The 19851-nt window shown below is 67.8% G+C and carries 14 protein-coding genes; 8 read left to right on the forward strand and 6 right to left on the reverse strand.

Going from position 1 to position 19851, the window contains the following annotated elements; translation table 11 throughout:
* Window positions 1-6: 6 nt before the first annotated feature.
* The 4 genes from H977_RS0100520 to H977_RS0100535 all read left to right on the forward strand — a co-directional run bounded on the left by H977_RS0100520 (window position 7) and on the right by H977_RS0100535 (window position 2932).
* Window positions 7-939 (forward strand): LLM class F420-dependent oxidoreductase, encoded by a 933-nt coding sequence (locus H977_RS0100520; RefSeq protein WP_029106707.1) that lies wholly within the window; start codon window positions 7-9, stop codon window positions 937-939.
* Window positions 940-978: 39 nt separating this feature from the next.
* The gene (locus tag H977_RS34615; protein ID WP_231395831.1) at window positions 979-1446 is read left to right on the forward strand and encodes a hypothetical protein; all 468 of its coding nucleotides are present in this window, start codon (window positions 979-981) and stop codon (window positions 1444-1446) included.
* Window positions 1447-1465: 19 nt separating this feature from the next.
* On the forward strand, window positions 1466-1915 hold the full coding sequence (locus H977_RS0100530; RefSeq protein WP_029106024.1) for a hypothetical protein: 450 nt from the start codon (window positions 1466-1468) through the stop codon (window positions 1913-1915).
* Between the two features lie 81 nt (window positions 1916-1996).
* Window positions 1997-2932, forward strand: a complete 936-nt coding sequence (locus tag H977_RS0100535) for a type IV toxin-antitoxin system AbiEi family antitoxin domain-containing protein (protein ID WP_029106025.1) — start codon at window positions 1997-1999, stop codon at window positions 2930-2932.
* Window positions 2933-2990: 58 nt separating this feature from the next.
* Here H977_RS0100535 and H977_RS0100540 read toward each other — a convergent pair whose 3' ends face one another.
* The 5 genes from H977_RS0100540 to H977_RS0100560 form a co-directional block, all read right to left on the reverse strand.
* On the reverse strand, window positions 2991-4826 hold the full coding sequence (locus H977_RS0100540; protein ID WP_353586938.1) for an Hsp70 family protein: 1836 nt from the start codon (window positions 4824-4826) through the stop codon (window positions 2991-2993).
* A 54-nt stretch (window positions 4827-4880) separates the two neighbouring features.
* Window positions 4881-6371: a dynamin family protein gene (locus H977_RS0100545; RefSeq protein ID WP_029106027.1), complete on the reverse strand. Its 1491-nt coding sequence runs from the start codon at window positions 6369-6371 to the stop codon at window positions 4881-4883.
* Between the two features lie 42 nt (window positions 6372-6413).
* Window positions 6414-8279, reverse strand: coding sequence for an isoniazid-induced dynamin-like GTPase IniA (gene iniA / locus H977_RS0100550; RefSeq protein ID WP_036474726.1), 1866 nt, complete (start codon window positions 8277-8279; stop codon window positions 6414-6416).
* 91 nt (window positions 8280-8370) lie between these two features.
* Window positions 8371-9516, reverse strand: a complete 1146-nt coding sequence (locus H977_RS0100555) for an IniB N-terminal domain-containing protein (protein WP_029106029.1) — start codon at window positions 9514-9516, stop codon at window positions 8371-8373.
* Between the two features lie 281 nt (window positions 9517-9797).
* Complete coding sequence (locus tag H977_RS0100560) at window positions 9798-10340, reverse strand: Rv0340 family IniB-related protein (protein ID WP_029106030.1); 543 nt, start codon at window positions 10338-10340, stop codon at window positions 9798-9800.
* A 202-nt stretch (window positions 10341-10542) separates the two neighbouring features.
* Between H977_RS0100560 and H977_RS0100565 the strand changes: the two genes are divergently transcribed.
* The 3 genes from H977_RS0100565 to H977_RS0100575 all read left to right on the forward strand — a co-directional run bounded on the left by H977_RS0100565 (window position 10543) and on the right by H977_RS0100575 (window position 18005).
* On the forward strand, window positions 10543-12330 hold the full coding sequence (locus H977_RS0100565; RefSeq protein WP_029106031.1) for an Hsp70 family protein: 1788 nt from the start codon (window positions 10543-10545) through the stop codon (window positions 12328-12330).
* Window positions 12331-12340: 10 nt separating this feature from the next.
* Window positions 12341-14845 (forward strand): isoniazid response ATPase/transcriptional regulator IniR, encoded by a 2505-nt coding sequence (gene iniR, locus H977_RS0100570; protein ID WP_029106032.1) that lies wholly within the window; start codon window positions 12341-12343, stop codon window positions 14843-14845.
* A 148-nt stretch (window positions 14846-14993) separates the two neighbouring features.
* On the forward strand, window positions 14994-18005 hold the full coding sequence (locus H977_RS0100575) for a heterodisulfide reductase-related iron-sulfur binding cluster (protein WP_029106033.1): 3012 nt from the start codon (window positions 14994-14996) through the stop codon (window positions 18003-18005).
* Between the two features lie 66 nt (window positions 18006-18071).
* On the opposite strand, the gene H977_RS0100580 is transcribed toward H977_RS0100575, so the two are convergent.
* Window positions 18072-18320: a hypothetical protein gene (locus tag H977_RS0100580; RefSeq protein ID WP_029106034.1), complete on the reverse strand. Its 249-nt coding sequence runs from the start codon at window positions 18318-18320 to the stop codon at window positions 18072-18074.
* A gap of 225 nt (window positions 18321-18545) precedes the next feature.
* Between H977_RS0100580 and H977_RS0100585 the strand changes: the two genes are divergently transcribed.
* The gene (locus H977_RS0100585) at window positions 18546-19835 is read left to right on the forward strand and encodes a pyridoxal phosphate-dependent aminotransferase (RefSeq protein ID WP_029106035.1); all 1290 of its coding nucleotides are present in this window, start codon (window positions 18546-18548) and stop codon (window positions 19833-19835) included.
* Window positions 19836-19851: the final 16 nt, after the last annotated feature.

A 19851-nucleotide genomic window follows, 5' to 3' on the forward strand; every position in this document is an offset into this window, starting at 1 on the left:
GCATTCGTGGATTTCCGTGTTTTCGTCGAACCCCAGCAAGGCGCTACCTACTCCGATCAGCTCGCGGTGGCTCGCGCCGCCGAAGCGCTGGGTTACTCCGCATTTTTCAGATCCGACCACTACCTGGCGATGAGCGGTGACGGCCTGCCCGGGCCGACCGACTCCTGGGTGACGTTGGCCGGCATCGCGCGCGAAACCTCGACGATCCGGCTGGGCACCATGGTCACCTCGGCCACCTTCCGCCACCCGGGACCGCTGGCCATCTCGGTGGCACAGGTCGACGAAATGAGCGGTGGCCGTGTCGAATTGGGCCTGGGCGCGGGTTGGTTCGAAGCCGAACACCAGGCCTACGCCATCCCGTTCCCCCCGCTGGGTGAGCGTTTCGACCGGCTCGAAGAGCAGCTACGCATTCTGACCGGACTCTGGGACACGCCCGTCGGGAAGACGTTCGACTTCGCTGGCGAGCACTACACCGTCGTCGATTCGCCGGCACTGCCCAAACCCGCGCAGGACCCGCACCCGCCGATCGTCATCGGCGGCATGGGCGCCAAACGCACACCGGCGCTGGCCGCGGAGTTCGCCTCGGAATTCAACGTGCCGTTCGTACCGCTGGACACCCTCAAGACGCAGTTCGCGCGGGTCGCCGCAGCCGTGGCCGACGCCGGTCGCCCAGCCGACGCGCTGACCTACTCGGCAGCGTTCGTGGTGTGCGCGGGCCGCGATGAGGCGCAGATCGCCAAACGGGCCGCCGCCATAAACCGCGAGGTGGACGAACTGCGCAGCAATTCCCCTCTGGTTGGTACGCCCACCGAGATCGTCGACAAGCTCGGCCCGTTCTTGGAGGCCGGAGTACAGCGGGTCTACCTGCAACTGCTCGACCAGTCCGATCTGGAACACCTCGAGCTTTTCGCCGGTGAGGTCGTGCGTCAGCTGAGCTGACCGAGGCTCGTCCCGGGAGCGGGCATAGTATCGGTGCCCGTGACCGGTGACGACGAGGAAGGGCAGCCTGCCGAGGCGCCCTGGCATCACTCGACGCCGGCTGTTGCGGGGGCCAGCGCGGCGGCCCTCGCCGTGATCGGACTGGTGGTGTGGGCGGCGATCGCGCTCACCGGCTCCGGCGGCCCGCAGGACGCACCGATAGATTTCGTCCCGCCCAGTTTCGCGTCGACGACGGTCAAGACGTCGAAGTCCACCACCACCCGGACCACGACCAGCCGCATTCCGGTGACCACGGAGTTCGGTTTGCCCGGCGAGTCGGATACGTCAAGCACGTCACCTTCGGAGACTTCCGGAACGTCGACCACGTCCGAGACTTCACCCACGTCGACGACCACGACCACCACGACGACCGAGTCGGGCAGCGCCGGCTACGAGGCGCCGACCACCACGCACCGTCGTCCCCGCACCAACGTGACACGCACGCTGTATCCGGCGCCCGGCGGCTGAACGCGCCTACCATCGGCGCGTGTCGAACTATTACGACGACGACGAGCCCACTCAATACGCCTCCGGCTACGGCGAGTACTCGGAGCAACCCGCGCCCGAGCCGCTTCCCTGGTACCGCAAGCCTGCCGCGCTGATCGGCATGGGTGCGGTGGGCGCTGTCATCGCGGCGCTCGTCATCTATGCCCTGGTGCAGCTGTTCTCGTCCGACTCTCCGTCGACGACCACGACAACCACCACGTCGACCACGACGACCACCACGTCGGGCGTCAGCACAGCCCCGGTCGTACCCGTGCCGACTCACACCGTCACCGAAACCGTGGCACCGACCACGACAACCACCGAGCCGACCACCACGACGACTGAACCCCCCACCACAACCACCGAGACCACGACCACGACGACGACGCCACCGACCACCACCACGACCGCACCCGTGACGACCACGACGCCGCCTGCCGGCAACCCCTGAGCTGCTCGACGCCGACCGGTTATCCACAGGTCCGCGAAATGATTCTGGTCGCCGGCGTGCCTGTCCACGAGTATCGACTTGGTGGACGTCGACAATGTGCTTCGCCAACAGGATGGGGTGATCTCGCGTCGGCAGGCTTTGGACGCGGGCCTGCGGGCGCACGAAATCCGGCGACTGATCAGGCGCAATGAGTGGGCTCGTGTCCATGCGGGCGTGTACGTCGACCACACCGGACCACTCACTTGGCCGCAACACGCTTGGGCCGCAGTCCTTTACGCGGCTCCGGCGGCGCTGTGCTTCGATTCGGCTCTTGGCGCCGAGGCGTTGCCCATCCATGTCGCCGTCGCGCAACGCCGGGCAATACTGGCTGAACCGGTGGGAGTCCACATTCACCACCTCGCGAACCTTGAGCAGCGCGTGCTGTGGAACGTCAGCCCACCGCGGATGCGCTACGACGAAGCCACTCTCGATGTCGCATGCCGCGCCGCGTCCGAACTCGATGCCATCGCCATACTGGCGAACGCCTGCCAATCGAGGCGAACCACCGCGCATCGGCTGCTGCAAGTGCTCGATTCTCGGGCACGGGTCCGCCGTCGCCGCTGGTTACGCGCGGTGCTGGTGGACATCGCCGACGGCACCTGCTCAGTTCTGGAGCACGGTTATCTGGTTCGCGTCGAGCGTCCGCACGGTCTACCCCAGGCCACCCGGCAGAAGCGAGCCGCGTCATCCCTCGGTGTCTGCTATCGCGATGCCGAGTACGGCGAACAACTCATCGTCGAGCTTGACGGTCGGATGTACCACGATTCATCGACCCGCCGGGATGCCGATTTCGAGCGGGATCTCGACGCGGCCGTGGACGGCCGTTCGACAGTCAGGCTCTCCTACGGGCAGGTCTTCGACCGGCCGTGTCAGACCGCGGGCAAGATCGCTCAGGTATTGCAGCGGCACGGGATCGCGGTAGCCGGCCACCCATGTGGGCCTGGGTGTGAGTTCACTCCACTCGACCGGGCCGCATAGCCATCAACACCGAGGATTGCGGTCACTATTAAGCAGTGATCCTAGATTTAAGTCCTGCTTACGGTGACGGTGCCGTCGATGTGGGCGTGGGCTCAGGTGCCGCAGTGGGCTCCGGCGTATGCGTGGGCTCGGGCGTATGTGTGGGTTCTGGCGAAGGTGTGGGCTCAACCGTCGGCTCGGGCGTGGGAGTCGGACTGGGCGACGGCGACGGCGACGGCGCTGGTGACGGCGACGGCGCTGGCGATTCAGGCACCGGCGGCTTGAACGTCGGGATCGGCAGCTGCGGGAGCGTCACAGGTGGAAACACCAACGGCGGCACCGGGATCGACGGGATCCCCACAGGCACGGGCACGGGCGCGGGGGCCGGTGCAGGAGCAGCCGGCAGAGGGCGAGGCGCCTGCGGCGCCGGGGCCATCCGCTGCGGCGCCGGGGGCAGCGGTGCACTTTGGCGACTCTGCACCAACCGCGGTGCAGCGGCCGGCCGCGGCGCGGCTTGAGCGGGCGCACCGGGTCCGGGCCAGGACGGATCACGCACCACCACAGTGCGGGTCGGGGGCGCGGATGCGGTTTGGGCCAGCGGAGATTCGGCCGGAACCGGTTGCGGCGCCAACAGGCTGGTCGCGGCGGCGTCGCGGTGGTCTGCCCGGACAGACAACACCGTGCCTACCGTGCCGACGACAGCGAGGAAGACGGCCGCGTAGGCGACCACACCTCCACGCCGATACCACGGCTTTCGCGGAATTGTGGGCGGCAGAGGCGGTTCGGTGAACACGAACTCCGGCCGGGCCGAATCGTCGGTCACCGACTCGGGTACGAACGCGGCCACCTCAGCCACCGAGTCCTCCACCGACCACGCCAGTGCAGACGCGGCGAGGGTGCCGGTCCCTACAACAGGAACCGACGCAGGCGCATATGCCACCTGGGTCGCGGTCTCATCGGCACCGCGGCGGCCCAGCAGCGCGGCTCCCACCGCGGCGATCACCTGAGCCTGCGGGACGGTCGTGACCGGCATGCGGAATGCCTCGGAAAGCCGTTGGGTGACAAGCGGTATTCGTGCCCCGCCGCCGACAGTAACCAGCGCCGTCAGTTGCGCCGGGTGAATGCCGTTGCGGCGCAGCAAGTCCAGCAGAGCCTCGATCACGCCACCGAGCGGCTGGTCGACCACCGCGTCCAGTTCGGCGCGGGTGAGCCTGATCGCACCGGCGGGACCGGCGAGACTCGTCGCCCCCTCGTCGCTCAGCCGTTCCTTGGCGGCCCGGCACTCGTCGCGCAGCCGGCCCAGTGCAGCCACCGCCGCGGTACCGGCGGGCTCGGCCTCCAGATTGCTCAGGACGTGTCGCAGCACTTCCTGGTCGATCAAGTCCCCGGAGAAGTCGTCGTAGCGCGTCGTCTGCCCGATGGTCGCGTATCCCGCCCCGGCATCGGCAAGGGTCAGGTTGGTGCCGGAGCCGCCGAAATCGCAGAGGGCGACGACGCCGCGAGCGGGCAGGCCGGGGTGTGCCTGGATGGCGGTCAATGCCGCGACCGAATCAGAAACCACCCGGACGCCGGGCAATGTGCGGCGCACCGCCTCGAGGGTGCCCACACTCCAATGTGCGGGCACCGCGAGCACCGACACGTCGGGACGATGCGCCGGGCTGGTCTCCCGCGTCAGCGCTTCGACGGCGCCGGCCAACAACTGCTCGGCGTGGTGCACCGAACCGTCGGCGGCGACCAGGGGCACCGGGTCACCCACGCGCCCTACGAAATCGGTGAACAACAACCCGTCGCCGGCCGGCAGCAAGGTCTCGGACGGCGCGCCGACCACAGGCCCGCGCTGTGCGGAGACGGTGAGCACTGCCCGCCGCACCAGAGGCGCATGATCGGCGATCGCCACCAGATTGGTCGCCCCCACAGACAACCCCAGGCAATCACGCATACCTGTATGTCGACGGAGAGGCTTGATTCGTTAGTGGCGCGAGGAGTACGCGGCGACCAGTGCCTCGGCACTGCGCACCGCCGCGCGGCAGGCTCGCGTGGTGAACGGGTCGTTGAGCGGGTGATCGGCCCGCCGCCGCCAGCGTTGCGCGGCTGCGAACGCGGCGCGGGGCCCATCGAACGGCGCGTCGGGTTGTAGTCCCAGCCGGCTGGCCGCATCGGTGCCGGAGCCGCCGATGATGCGGCGCAGTGAGGCCATCTCGTCCTCATTCAACGTCGTCTGGCGCGAACGCAGCAGGCTGAGCAGCCGTAGCTCCTCGAAGGCATGTGTGTCCGCCAGCAGCGGGTCGATGTCGGCGAGGATGTAGGGCGTCGCGTAGATCGGGTTCTGCTGGACGAACTGGCGTAGTGACAGCAACGCCGTATGCGCTTTGAGCAGCTCGGAACGTTGGGCGAACTGCTGGTCGATGACGTCGCGCAGAGCGACCAGACCGCTGCGTTCCAGCAGTTCGTCGGCCAGGGCCACGGAGTCGGACACCCCCGCGTGCATCACCGCGATCGAGATCCGGATGCCGAACATGCCGAACCGGTCCAGCAGCGCCGCCCGGGTCGACGCGTCCACCGGGAGCGAGCTGTCCTCGCGCACGAACCGGTCAACCGAGAGCATCGCCTTGGTCACCTGTGCGGGTTCGACACCGGCGAGCTTCTGCAGCGCCACGAATTCGCTCTGGCGCAGCGTGCGGGCGGTCAGCGCGAGGAGCCCGGACACCGGGACGACGGCCTGGCAGATGCCGGTCTTGTCCATCTCTTCGGTGAACCGTTTGGCCACATCCTTGGCCGACATCATCGCGTCGATGCGGCCGGCGCCGATCTCGTCGGCGCGCGAGGCCACGCCGATGACGCCGAGCGCCCCCGACGACCCGCCGACCAGCTCGCCGATCTGTTTGAGCAACGCGATGTCGGCGGCGTTGAGGGTGCGCAGCAGGAACACCACCGCATCGACGCGGGGCACGCCGTCCTCTGGCACCAACAGCCGGTGGGTGCGCTGCGAGACGTCACGCGAGAGCGACGAGGTGCCCGGGGTGTCGATGATCGTGCTGTCGATCAACTCGGCCGCGGGCCACTCGACGTCGAGGTCCACCACATCGTCGGGATTGAGGCCGGCGAAGCTGAACGTGAGGCCCCGATCGTGCGGATCACGCGCGATCGGCACATTGGAACGGCGACCGCCGCGGTGGTTGGCAGTCACCTTCGGCGTGGGACCGTGCCGGAACCACGTGACGATGCGGGTGGCCTCGGTGGCGTCGGTGGGAGCGATGTCCTCCCCGACCAAGGCGTTGACGAGCGTCGACTTCCCGGCCTTGAGTGTCCCGGCCAGCGCGATGCGGATCGGCTGGTTGAGCCTGCGCCCGATGCGGTCGAGCTCGTTGTGCACGTCGGGCCGATTACGGTAGGCCGGGTCGCCCCGGTACGCCTTGATGGTGCCGCCCAGAATCGAGCGCACCTGATCGGCCGTGCTCACGCTGCGGAATCCACCTCTTACGAATCCAAAAACACCCGGGAACTAACTGTTGGAGCCTAGTGGTGCCTGCCTGGACAGATTCTGGGCGTGCTGGACCACCTGGGTGAGGATGTTCTGCTGACGTTCCAGTTCCATGATCCTGGCGTTGCGCTCGTTCTCCTCGGTCTTCGCCGCGGCAAGAGTGGCCTGCAGAGACTCGTTGAGCGAGCGGGTGGTCTGGTTGGCGATGCCCCGGTAATGGTCGCGCAGTTGACGTTGGATGCCCTTGAGCCGGTCCCGCGATTCCTTGCCGACGACGAAGGCGACATCGTCAACGAATCTGCGAATGTTGGCCTTGGCCTCACCACGCACCCGGAGCATGCGATTCTCCATGTCCTCCTTGTAGGCCTTGCGGCCCAGCACCAGACCGGCGCCCAGTGAGAGCGGGTTGAACATACCCAGCCCGGCGAAGGAGGTGAGCATGCCGAACATCAGCACGCCACCGTACGAACCGCGCATACCGGTGATGACCTTGTGCCCGGCCTTGATCGGTTTGGCCTCCAGCCGGGCCAGCGATTTCATTTCACCGAGTCCGGCACCCATGTCCCTGGCGTCGATCTGCGGCAGCTGCACCGCCTCCAGTCCCGCCTCGGTGAAGGTGCGGGCCACCTCGGCCGCCAGTGCCTCCGCACGCTGGTAGGCCCAGACGAAATTGTCGCCGACAGCGGTCGCCACCGCTTCTTCCAACTCGGTGCCGATCTCGGCCCAATGCAGCGTGGGGTCGCCGGAGTCGATGACCTTCTCGGTGTGCGCGGTGATGTTGCGGAATCGGTGACGCAGATCGTGATCGACGTCAGCGGTCAGGTCCGCGATGCCGTCATTGAGCACCTGCTGCCACAGCGCCGTCTGCTGCAGAGCTTCTTGGGCTTCCTCCTTGCGCCGCTCCAGGTCCGCGGTCAACCGCTCCCGTTCGCCCGGATCATTGAAGGATGCCAGTTCGGATTCCACTGCCAGTAGCAGATGTTCTGCGGCCGAATGGATTTCGGCTACCACCTCATCCCGTACGCGATCGTTCTCTCGGGACAGCACGTGTTCGGACAGGAACTTCACGATGGCCGGGAAGTTCGACTCCTCGTTGAGCTCTTTATCGTTGAGCTGGATCGCATGGCTGCGCAGGATGCTGGAAACGGGTGTCACGGGAATGCTCACGCCGGCCCGCTGCAGGTGGCCGATATTGGCTCCGACGATTTCACGCCAATGCGGGTACAAATCGGTCTTGGTCGCGACAATCGTGGCCACCGGACATATTTCGACCGCTTGGCGGATGAAGACCATCTCCGGTTCGGTGAACTCCTGACTGGTGTCGCTGACCATGAGCAGCGCGTCCGCATCGGGCAGCAGACCGAGGGTCGACGAAAGGTGCGGCTGCCCAAGCCCGCCCACGCCTGGGGTGTCGATGAATGCCAGGCCGCCTTTGAGCAGCGGGCTGGGGGCGGTCACCTCGACGCGAAGCACCTCGCGGCCACCGGCCTCGGGTGCTCGGCGCAGATCCTTGGTCAGGTCCGAGGGAGAGATGGGAATCAGCTCGGGTTCGGCGCCGTCGGGCCGCGCCACCACCAGACGCGCGGTGGGCTGTTCCCCATATGAGACGACCGTGGCCAGCACAGTGCTCTCGTCGTCGCCGACGCGTGCCACGGGAACGTTCAGCAGCGAGTTGAGAAGTTGACTCTTGCCCTGTTTGAGCTGGCCGGCGATGACCACCCGGATCTGCGGATCATTGATCCGTCGGTTGGCCACTTCCAGCCGTTCCACCAGGTCTGCCCGGTCGCGCGCGGCGGCGATCTTGGTGGAGTGGTCGATGAGCTCGACGATCACCCTGACCTTGCGCGGGTCATTCGGTTGCGTCGGCTGAGCCGTCGGTTGGGTCATGAAAACGTTCCCTCCTGCGGAGTCCACCGTAAGCGCATGAAGGGGCGGAGACCCCAGGTTGGGGTCTCCGCCCGTTGCGATGCGATGTGGATCAGAAGGCGTCGAACCCGGTTTCGATCGGGTTGTGGGACGCCACGTCGGTGTGAGAGTGCGAGTCGTAGCTGTTGCCCGAGCCCAGCGCGGTGTGAGTCTCGTTGCCCGACCCGAGCGCGGTGTGAGACTCGTTGCCCGACCCGAGCGCGGTGTGAGACTCGTTGCCCGACCCGAGCGCGGTGTGAGACTCGTTGCCCGAGGCGATGTTCGACGAGTAGCTCGACGAGTTGTCCTCGACATTGTGCGTGGTCGAGGTCGACGTCGAGGTGTGCACCGACGAGTCGATCACGCTGCTGTTGCCGCTGCCCACGTCGTGACCGGCGGTGGTCTGGTTGCCGCCCACCGCGTGGTTCGAGCTGTCGCTGATCACGATGCTTCCGGCGTTGCCGCCGTCGCCACCGCTGGCGTGTCCGCCGCCGATGCCGAGCAGGCCGCCGCCACCGCTGGCGCTGGCACCACCGCCGTGGCCGCCGCTCATGTCGACATCGCTGATCACCGGGCCGTCGTTGCCGGAGATGACGTTCCCGCCGGCGTGCTGCGAGCTGTCCTCGATGGCGTTGCCTTCACCCACGTTGACGTGTGAGCCGGAGCCGGCCCAAACATCACCGTTGTTGACGGTGTTGCCGTGGCCCAGCACCGCACCGTCGCCGGTGACGATGGGCCCGTCGGCGTGGCCGGTGTTGACGACCGCACCGTTGGTGGCGGTGTTGGAGGTCTTGTCTCCCAACGTGATGTCCCCGAATCCCAGGTTGAACGCGCCCTGCTGAGCGTTGGCACCCGCGTCCTGGTTGGGGCTCATGATCGGGACGTTGTTGTGGCTGGCCAGATCGGTCGAGTTACCGCTCATGAAATCGGTGTTGGTCTCCGGCGCGAAGGTCGGCTGCGAGGTGAAGGCCGTCTGCGGGGAGAACGGGGAACCGATGCTGTGGTAGTCGGCCACCGCCCGCTGCAGTCCGTAGACCGGGTCGCCGTTGCCCAGCGCGATGCCGGCCGGGGCAGCCGATGCCGCCACGGAGGCCAGCTGGGCGGCCGACACGTTGGGCAGTCCCGCGTCGCGCAGTGCGCCCTCGGGGTTGGCGACGTAGGCCGCCGCGGCTGCCGGGCTGCGGAAGAGCTCGAGGATGAAGTCGATCAGAGTGGTCATTTCTCCAACCTTTCGGATGTTTCTGGGAGTCTCTGGTGAGTCCCCCGCCGGGCTCTCCGGCGATCTGGAGACAACGTTATGGCGACGCAACAGCCCCGGAAACGGGGTGGACTCCCCTCCCCGTATCGCCCCTACTCGGGGTGGAGGGGGACGCCCCAATAGGGGGTTAGGGGATGGCTAGGGGCAACTGTGGACACCCCGGGCCTATTGACGTTTCTGCTGGTAAACGCAATAAGCGCACGACCGCGTGGGTCGTGCGCTTATCGGGACGCGAGGGTAGATCAGTCGAAGATGTCGAATCCGCCACCGCTGTCGGTGTGGTGTTGGTCGTCGAGCACCGGGTGGGCCCAATCGCCTTCCGGAGCCGGGTCCACGACCGCGGCGTCCTCGATGACCGGCTCGTTGAGCTGCAGCGACAGGTCGTCGAGTGGCTGGTCCACCAGACCGCCATCGTCGATGACCGACGACGCGAAATGGTCCAGGGAGTCCGGCTGGTCGATGACCCGCCCGGCGGTGCTGTCCCAGGCGTCGTTGGGGGCATCGAGCGGCACGTGATCCCCGAAGGCGTCGAACGCCGCGGTGGCCGCCCCGCTGGCCCACACGTTGCCTCCCGGGTCGGCGGCACCCGCGTCGCCCAACCCGCCGTTGGCCCCGGTCATGGACAGCGACTCCGACACGACCGGAATCAGGTTGTTGACGTCCACGCTGGTCACATCGGTCAGATTGGCTTCGGCAATGGCTTGCGCCGGGTCGGCGGCATAGTGGGCAGCGGCGTCGGGATCGCGTACCAACGACATCACAAAGTCCAGCAATGTGTTCGCCATGCTCCACCTCCTCAACAGTTCGATTTGAATGCTAGCCAGCTGTGAGCGCGCTGGGATCGGTGCCGAACCCACCCCTGCCGCCCCTCCATTAGGGGGGTGGACATTAGGGGATTGACGCCACTAGGGGTTCAATCACGGGTCCGGGGTGTCCGAGCCGCTAGGGTGGTGGTTCGTTCGGCCGAGACAACAGGAGTGACGCCTGATGACCGACTCACTGGGGTTGTCGATCGGGATGACCAACCTGGTGGCAGCCCGCGAAGGCCGCCAACCGGTGATCCGCCGATCGATCCTCACCCTCCACAATGACCGTGCCCCGGAAGTGGGCGAGTACACCGGCAGCGGCCTGCCGCTGGCCGGCTTCGTGGAGCGGGTGGGCGATCCTGTGCCGCTGGTCGCCGCCGACGGCTCGCAGCATCGCGGTGAACTGGTGCTGGCCGAGGCGTTGGCCGCGATGGCACGCCTCGCCGGTGGTGGTTCACCGGTGGTGATCGCCGTCCCGGCGCACTGGGGTCCGAGCACCGTCGGCGCATTGCGCGACGTGCTGCCCCGCTATCCCGCATTGGCCACCGATGGCACCCCGCCCGGGCTGGTGCCGGACTCCCTGACCGCGCTGGCGGCGCTGCAGGCCGATCCGGGATTGCCTCCCGATGGTGTCGTGGTGCTGTGCGATTTCGGCGGCAGCGGCACCAGCGTCACACTCGCCGACGCCGGTGCGGCGTTCGCCACCCTGGGCCCGACCGTGCGCTATGCCGATTTCTCCGGTGACCTGATCGACCAGGCCTTGCTCAACCATGTGCTGAGCGGTGTCGCCGCCGCCAACGACGCCGATCCGGCGGGCACCGCGGCGGTCGGCTCGCTGGCACGGCTGCGGGCCGAGTGCCGTCAGGCCAAGGAGCGACTGTCCGCCGACACCGCCACGGTGATTCACACCGAGTTGCCGGGGTTCAACTCCGATGTCCGGGTGACCCGCCCCGAGCTCGACCAACTCATGTCCGCACCGCTTGCCGGGCTGTTGGATGCCATCGAAGACACGTTGCAGCGCAACAACATTGCGTTGTCGAGCGTGAACGCGGTGGCAACTGTTGGCGGCGGCGCGGCGATTCCCCTTGTCACCCAGCGGCTTTCAGAGCGTTTGCGCGCACCTGTCGCCACCACCGCCGGCCCGCAGTTCAATGTCGCTGCCGGTGCCACGCTGATCGCCGAACGCGTCATCGACGCGGGTGCACCGACGGGGATGGCGCCCGAGGTGGCCGCCGCCGACGCCCCAACGGGTTTGGCTCCCGGGGTCGCCGCCGCGGACCTGCCGACGGGCATGGCCCCGACCAGTCTGGGGCCGGCCGCCGGCGCCGACTCGGAGAACTTCGGTGCCCTCGCCTGGTCGCAGGACGACGCTCCCGGCAATGAGCCGGTGCCCTACGCGGGCGGTGAATACGAGACGCCCGCGGGCAACACGGCGGCGCGCCCGCCCGTCGAGTTCGCCCACGACGAGGAGATGTTCGACGCCGGTCCGGCGCCGCTGCCCTGGTACAAACGCCCGACGATCCTGTTCGGGGCCGCAGCCGCCGCTGCGCTGCTCGCCGCGGGTGGCCTCGCGGTGACTCTGACCAGTTCCGAAGGGGATTCGTCTCCGGTCACCGAGACCAGCACCACGTATTCGATGGGGCCGTCACCGGAGGGGCCGCCGCCTGAGCCGGTCACCACCGTGACCGAGGGTCCCGACGGGGTCAAAACCACCACGGTCGTCGCACCGCCACCCCCGCCGCCGGAGACGACGACGTCGGCACCGGAAACCACCACGACCACCAGTCCGACCACCACCACGACCACAACGACGACGACAACTCCGTCGACCACCACGACCACCCGCACCACAACGACCACGACGCAACCGCCGACCACGACCACGCAGCCACCGACGACGACACGTCCGCCGACCACGACCCAGCCGCCGGCCACGACCACTGCGGCAGAGGCCGGCGGCGGCGCGTAGGCCGGCGCTGATGACCGTGCCGGAGCCCGTTTCGGAGCTTCCGCCGGCTGCCCGGTCGGCAATCGATTCGGTATCGGCCAACCCCACCGCACCGGTCAAGCGGCTGGTGTCCGGTGGCATCGGAACCGGGAAGAGCACGGTGCTGGCCGAGATCCGCGGGGCGCTGCGCGACGCCGGCCGCATGGTGCTGACGCGGGCGCCCCGACCGGATGACGCGCCCGAGGCGGCATTCGTCGTCGACGACGTACATCTTCTCGGTGACAGCGAAATTGACTGTCTCACAGAGAAAGTCGCCGACCCGTCGGCGACAGTCGTGGTGGCCGGCGAGCCGTTGACGCATCGCCCGCCGCTGCAGACATTGGACACCGCGCTGGAGCGGGAGAATCCGGTGGTGCGGCTCGGGCCGCTGACCGCCGCCGAGGTGGGCCGGCTACTGGGGACGGCGCCGAACGCCCCGGCAACGCAGGAAACCGTCCGATCGGTGCTTGCCGCGACGGCCGGGTTGCCGTTTCTGCTGTCGGCGGCAGCTGCGGCCGACGCGCCGGCGGAAGCCGCCCGGTTCGCATTGCTGCAGCGGTTACGCCGGGTTGACGACGACACCCGCGACGCACTGCTGATCCTGTCGTTGAGCCAGGATCTGGGCCCCGACGACGTGGCGGCGGCCCTGCGGTTGCCTGGCGCCCAGGCGTCGATCCTTGTCGACCGGGCCCGCGCCGGCGGGTTGGTGGAGCCGTCACACGACCGGCGATTCGTGCGGATGGTTCACGAGTCACTCGCCCAGATCGCCGGGGCGGCCCGCCACCACGAGATCGAAACCTGCCTTCTCGCTTCACAACTCGAGCTGTCCACACTGTCCGCCGATCTCGCGATGCGCCTGGCCGAACATGGCCTGCGCGATGATCGGCTGGCCGAGGCGCTCGCCGAGCACGCCGCACACAATCGCGCCAAGCCGGCCCGGGCGGCCAGGCTCTACCGCGCAGCGGTCACGGCCGGCGCGGCGGCGGTGAGCACCCGGCTGGCCGATGCCCTGGCCCTGGCCGGGGACTGCACCACGGCGGCCCGGATGGCCGACGAGTTGCTGGGTTCCGACGATCCGGCCGAACGCGCCACCGCGGTCCGGATCGCGGCCAGCGTCGCCATGCACGACGGCAACGCCGCCCAGGCCGCCGACCTGTTCCGGTGGCTCGGGAGTTATCCCGACATCCTGACGAGTTCGGCGAGCACCACCGCCTTCCTCGCGGCCGGTGACCGCGAGGCCGCGCGCGCGTCGTCGAGCTCGGAGGCGGCGGGGCCGCCCACCTCGACGGCGCGGGCGGCACGCAGCCTGGCCGAAGGTCTGGTGCTGTCGCTGGACCAGCCGTTCGCCGTGACCGTGGCCCGGCTGAATCACGCCGTCACGGGTTATCAAGCCGGCGGCGTCGCACCCGATACCCCGGCCGCGCTGGTGACGCTGGCGGCACTGCACGGTGGCGACTCGGTGCGGGCGCGCAGTGTGATCAGCCGGGCCGTGCGTGCCGGCGGAGTGGACGGCGTGGGCGAGGAGGCCTTCAGCGCGGCGCGGCATCGCTTGCTGTTGGGTTGGGTGAAGATGCAGGACGGCCAGCTGGCCGCGGCCGGCGCGGATGCCGCCGCTGCCGAAGCCGGTGACGCGCTGCACCGGCGCGACGCCCTGTGGGCGGCGGCGCTGCGTACCGCGATCGCGCGGCGCAGCGGGGACAGCGGCGCGGTCCAGAAGTATTGGTATGCGGCGGTGGAGGTGCTCGCCGAGTACTCGATCGACCTGTTCTCCCTGTTGCCGCTGGGCGAGCTGTGGGTGGCCGGGGCCCGCATGCGCCAGATCGACCGCCTGGAACACTCGCTGTCCGGGGCGTGGGAACTGCTCACAGCACTCGGCGATCCGGTGTTGTGGTCGGTGCCCCTGCACTGGGCGGGTGTGCACGCCGGGATTCTGGCCAACTCGCCCGGCGCCGTCGCCCCGCACGGTCAGGCACTCACCGCCGCGGCCGGGCAGAGTGCCTTCGCCCGCGCCCTGGCGAACGCCGGCCGCACCTGGCTGCGGGTGCTGGCCAACCACGTCGACACCGATGAGGTCACGACGGCCGCCCGAGCGCTGGCCCAGTTCGGGTTGACCTGGGACGGCACCCGACTGGCGAGTCAGGCCGCACTGCAGACTCCGGATGCCCGGGTATCGCAGGCGATGCTGCAACTGGCCCGCGATCTCAAGCAGAGCAGTGCGGCCGACGAGGTGGCGGCCGCGCCGGGATCTTCGGCGGCTCCGGCGGGCATCGCCGCTCAGGCCGCCCCGGCCCCGTCGTCGACCAAGCTGTCCGACCGCGAGCGGGAGGTGGCCGAACTACTACTGCTCGGGATGCCCTACCGCGATATCGGCAGCCAACTGTTCATCTCGGCGAAGACCGTCGAGCATCATGTGGCCCGCATCCGGCGCCGCCTCGGCGCCGAATCGCGCACGGAAATGCTGTCGATGTTGCGGGCGATGCTGGCGCCTCAAGGCTGAGACCTCGAACACAGTGAGCTCCAAGTTAGGCAAGCCTCGGTAGCGGTAAGAAACGAGTAAATGTCACTATGAGCTGAAGGAAGCTAAGTTACCGACGGGTAACTATGCCCAAGTTACCCGCGAGTAACTCGCGAATGGAGGCGTTTCTGTGGAGAGTCTCGAACACACCCTTGTGGTGTCGCGGCTGATTCTCGGTGTGCTCGCCACGCTCGTCGTGCTGGCGTTCGCCGCCAAGCGTGTGCTGTGGCTGACCAAGCTCATCAGCTCGGGGCAGAAGGTCGGCGACGAACGCGGCCGTAAGGACCATCTGGTTCAGCGTTTCCTGAACCAGAACAAGGAGGTCTTCGCTCAGTCGAAGCTCCTGAAGTGGTCCATCCCCGGTCTCGCGCACTTCTTCACCATGTGGGGCTTCTTCGTCCTGGCCACGGTGTACCTCGAGGCCTACGGCGTGCTGTTCGACCCCGAATTCCACATCCCGCTCGTCGGCCGCTGGGCGGTGCTGGGCTTCCTACAGGACTTCTTCGCCGTCGCCGTGCTGGCCGGCATCATCGTCTTCGCGATCATCCGTATCCGGAAGAATCCCGAGCAGCTCGGCCGCGAATCCCGCTTCTACGGCTCGCACAACGGCGGCGCCTGGACGATTCTGATCATGATCTTCCTGGTCATCGCCACCTACGCGGTCTTCCGCGGCGCGGCCGTCAACGTGCTGGACGAGGACTTCCCCTACCAGTCGGGCGCATTCTTCTCCGACGGCATGGCCGCGCTGCTGGCCCCGCTGGGGCACACCGCCAACGTGTGGCTGGAGAGCATCGCACTGCTGGCCCACCTCGGCGTCATGCTCGCCTTCCTGCTGATCGTGTTGCACTCCAAGCACCTGCACATCGGCCTGGCGCCCATCAATGTCACCTTCAAGCGTCTGCCCGACGGTCTCGGCCCGCTGCTGCCGATGGAGTACAAGGGCGAGCAGATCGACTTCGAGGACCCCGCCGAGGATGCGGTGTTCGGTAAGGGCCGGATCGAGGACTTCACCTGGAAGGGCAACCTCGACATGGCCACCTGCACCGAGTGCGGTCGCTGCCAGTCGCAGTGCCCGGCCTGGAACACCGGTAAGCCGTTGTCTCCCAAGCTCGTCATCATGAACCTGCGCGACCACCTGTTCGCCAAGGCTCCCTACATCATCGAGGGCAAGCCGATGCCCGAGGAGGGCTCGGTCGACTTCGCCAAGCTGGGCGACAGCCTGCACGGGCACGGTGTGCCCGAAGACGGCTTCGCCCGCATCGAGGGCTCCGGACCCGAGCAGGCCCTGCGCCCGCTGGTCGGTACGGCGGAGGCCGGCGGCGTCATCGATCCGGACGTGCTGTGGTCCTGCACCAACTGCGGTGCCTGCGTCGAGCAGTGCCCCGTCGACATCGAGCACATCGACCACATCGTCGACATGCGCCGCTACCAGGTCATGGTCGAGTCGGAGTTCCCCGGTGAGCTCGGCGTGCTGTTCAAGAACCTGGAGACCAAGGGCAATCCCTGGGGCCAGAACGCCAAGGACCGCACCAACTGGATCGACGAGGTCGACTTCGACGTGCCGGTCTACGGCGAGGACGTGGAGAGCTTCGACGGCTTCGAGTACCTGTTCTGGGTCGGTTGCGCCGGCGCCTACGAGGACCGCGCCAAGAAGACCACCAAGGCCGTCGCCGAACTGCTCGCCGCTTCGGGCGTGAAGTTCCTGGTGCTGGGCACCGGTGAGACCTGTACCGGTGACTCGGCTCGCCGCTCCGGCAACGAGTTCCTGTTCCAGCAGCTGGCGGCGCAGAACGTCGAGACCATCAACGAGCTGTTCGAGGGCGTCGAGACGGTCGACCGCAAGATCGTGGTCACCTGCCCGCACTGCTTCAACACCATCGGCCGCGAATATCCGCAGCTGGGCGCCAACTACACCGTGGTGCACCACACACAGCTGCTCAACCGGCTGGTCCGGGACAAGAAGCTGGTGCCGGTCAAGTCCACCGGCGGCCCCGAGGTCACCTACCACGACCCGTGCTTCCTTGGCCGCCACAACAAGGTCTACGAGGCGCCGCGTGAGCTGGTCGAGGCCTCCGGTGTGACGCTGAAGGAAATGCCCCGCCATGCCGACCGCGGCCTGTGCTGTGGTGCCGGTGGCGCGCGCATGTGGATGGAAGAGCATATCGGCAAGCGCGTCAACGTCGAGCGCACGGAAGAGGCGATGGACACCGCCTCGACCATCGCGACCGGCTGCCCGTTCTGCCGCGTGATGATCACCGACGGTGTCGACGACGTGGCCGCGGCCCGCAACGTCGACAAGGCCGAAGTGCTCGACGTGGCTCAGCTGCTGCTGAACTCGTTGGACAAGAGCACTGTCACGCTGCCGGAAAAGGGCACCGCGGCAAAGGAATCCGAGAAGCGCGCCGAGGCTCGGGCCGCAGCGGAGGCCAAGGCCGAAGCCGCGGCACCGGTTGTCACCGAGGAGGCCCCGGCAGCCGAGGCAGCTCCTGCGGCGGAGGCTCCCGCGGCCCCGGCAGCAGCTCCGGCTCCGGTCACGGGTCTGGGCATGGCCGGTGGCGCGAAGCGTCCGGGCGCCAAGAAGGCTGGCGCTCCGGCCGCATCGGCAGCTCCGGCAGCCGAGGCCCCCGCCGCACCGGCTGCTCCCGTCAAGGGTCTGGGCATCGCCGGCGGTGCCAAGCGGCCGGGCGCCAAGAAGGCGGCTCCCGCCGCGTCGGCTCCGGCTGAATCTGCCGCTCCCGCGACGGAAGCTCCGGCAGCTCCCGCGGCACCGGTGAAGGGTCTGGGCCTGGCGGCCGGCGCGAAGCGTCCGGGCGCCAAGAAGGCTGCTCCGGCGGCGTCCGCTCCCGCGGCTCCAGCCGAGCCTGCCGCTCCGGCTGAGTCTGCCGCTCCGGCGGCCGAGCCGGCCAAGCCGGAACCTCCAGTGGTCGGCCTCGGTATCGCGGCGGGTGCGCGTCGTCCGGGCGCGAAGAAGTCCACACCGGCTGCTCCGGCCGCTCCCGCGGCACCTGCCGCCGAGCCGACGCCGGAGCCGGAGGCTGAAAAGCCGGCCGAGGCCGAAAAGCCCGCCGAACCCGCCAAACCGGAGCCTCCGGTCGTGGGCCTGGGCATCAAGCCGGGCGCCAAGCGCCCCGGTAAGCGCTGAGCACGTCGTCAACGCACCGAACGGCCATCTCCGCAACGGAGGTGGCCGTTCGGCGTATCCGGGGAATCAGCTTCCGCTACCACCGAAGGGCTTGGCTTTGACCGGAGGCGCCGCGACCGCCGGGGCGATGGTGCCGGTATAGGTGACTGTCGTGGTTTCACCGAGGGTCATCGATCCGCCGGAAACGACGGTCGCCGGGCCCTGTTCCTGTGCTCCGCCCAGGGTCGCAGCGAGGACACCCATCGCGACGACGGCGCTGCCGCCGAGTGCCGCGGCCAGCGTGTTGACTCGGAAAATGCCGGTGATTCGTGCCATGTGGATTGCCAATCGTGTCGAGTTGTTGCCGACTCAAATACCCTCTGACCTGGGGAAATCGGCAACGGTTTGTGTTCCAGCCATGGTTGCGCAGGTTTGTTCCCGGCGCGCGGCCGCCCAAGCGAATCCACAGCGGGTTGCCATCCGAATGACAGGAAGACCCGCAGCGTGAAATCGGCAGACTGTGGCGGTGACCACCGATAACGTCGGCAAATTCCAAATTCGGTGGACGGTGATGAGACCATGGTGAGCGTGACTACTCACCAGTTGCCGTGGCAGACCGGTCAGCACCCGAAGCCGCGTACGTTTGCCCAGTCCACGAAGCTGCAGGACGTCCTGTACGAGATCCGTGGACCGGTACACGAGCATGCCTCGCGGCTGGAAGCCGAAGGTCACCGCATCCTCAAGCTGAACATCGGCAACCCCGCACCGTTCGGCTTCGAGGCACCCGACGTGATCATGCGCGACATGATCCAGGCCCTGCCGTACGCGCAGGGCTATTCCGACTCCAAGGGCATTGCCAGCGCGCGCCGCGCGGTGTTCACCCGGTACGAACTGGTCGAGGGCTTCCCCCGGTTCGACATCGACGACGTGTATCTGGGCAATGGCGTCTCCGAGCTCATCACCATGACCCTGCAGGCGCTGCTCGACAACGGGGATCAGGTGCTCATCCCGGCGCCGGACTATCCACTGTGGACTGCCTCGACCGCACTGGCCGGCGGCACGCCCGTCCACTACATGTGCGATGAGACCCAGGGCTGGAATCCTGACGTCGCCGACATCGAGTCCAAGATCACCGAGCGCACCAAGGCGCTCGTGGTGATCAACCCGAACAACCCCACGGGCGCGGTGTACAGCCGCGAAACCCTGGAGCAGATGGTCGAGTTGGCGCGCAAGCATCAGCTCCTGCTGTTGGCCGACGAGATCTACGACAAGATCCTCTACGACGACGCCAAGCACATCTCCCTGGCGACATTGGCGCCTGACCTTCTGTGCCTGACTTTCAATGGACTGTCCAAGGCCTACCGGGTCGCCGGCTACCGCGCCGGCTGGTTGGTGATCACGGGCCCCAAGGAGCACGCGAGCAGCTTCATCGAGGGCATCAGCCTGTTGTCCAATATGCGGTTGTGCCCGAATGTGCCTGCGCAGCATGCGATTCAAGTGGCGCTCGGTGGGCATCAGAGCATCGACGATCTCGTACTGCCCGGTGGCCGGCTGCTCGAGCAACGCGACGTCGCATGGACCAAGCTCAACGAGATCCCGGGAGTGTCCTGCGTGAAACCGGCGGGTGCGCTGTACGCGTTCCCGCGCCTGGATCCCGAGGTGCACGACATCCACGACGACGAGCAGTTGGTGCTCGACTTGCTGTTGCAGGAGAAGATCCTGCTGACGCAGGGCACGGGATTCAACTGGCCCACACCGGATCACCTGCGCATCGTCACTCTGCCGTGGGCACGTGACCTGGCCCAGGCTATCGAGCGGCTGGGCAACTTCCTGGTCGGCTACCGGCAGTAGGCGCCAGGAACCAGGC

Source organism: Mycobacterium sp. URHD0025 (assembly GCF_000426065.1).
In the GTDB taxonomy this organism is placed as follows: Bacteria; Actinomycetota; Actinomycetes; order Mycobacteriales; family Mycobacteriaceae; genus Mycobacterium.

Excerpts from the sequence above, each read along its gene's own strand:
- iniR (WP_029106032.1), top strand. The coding sequence starts at position 12,341 with ATGACCGTGCCGGAGCCCGTTTCGGAGCTTCCGCCGGCTGCCCGGTCG.
- H977_RS0100555 (WP_029106029.1), bottom strand. The coding sequence starts at position 9,516 with ATGACCACTCTGATCGACTTCATCCTCGAGCTCTTCCGCAGCCCGGCA.
- H977_RS0100560 (WP_029106030.1), bottom strand. The coding sequence starts at position 10,340 with ATGGCGAACACATTGCTGGACTTTGTGATGTCGTTGGTACGCGATCCC.
- iniA (WP_036474726.1), bottom strand. The coding sequence starts at position 8,279 with ATGACCCAACCGACGGCTCAGCCGACGCAACCGAATGACCCGCGCAAG.
- H977_RS0100565 (WP_029106031.1), top strand. The coding sequence starts at position 10,543 with ATGACCGACTCACTGGGGTTGTCGATCGGGATGACCAACCTGGTGGCA.
- H977_RS0100580 (WP_029106034.1), bottom strand. The coding sequence starts at position 18,320 with ATGGCACGAATCACCGGCATTTTCCGAGTCAACACGCTGGCCGCGGCA.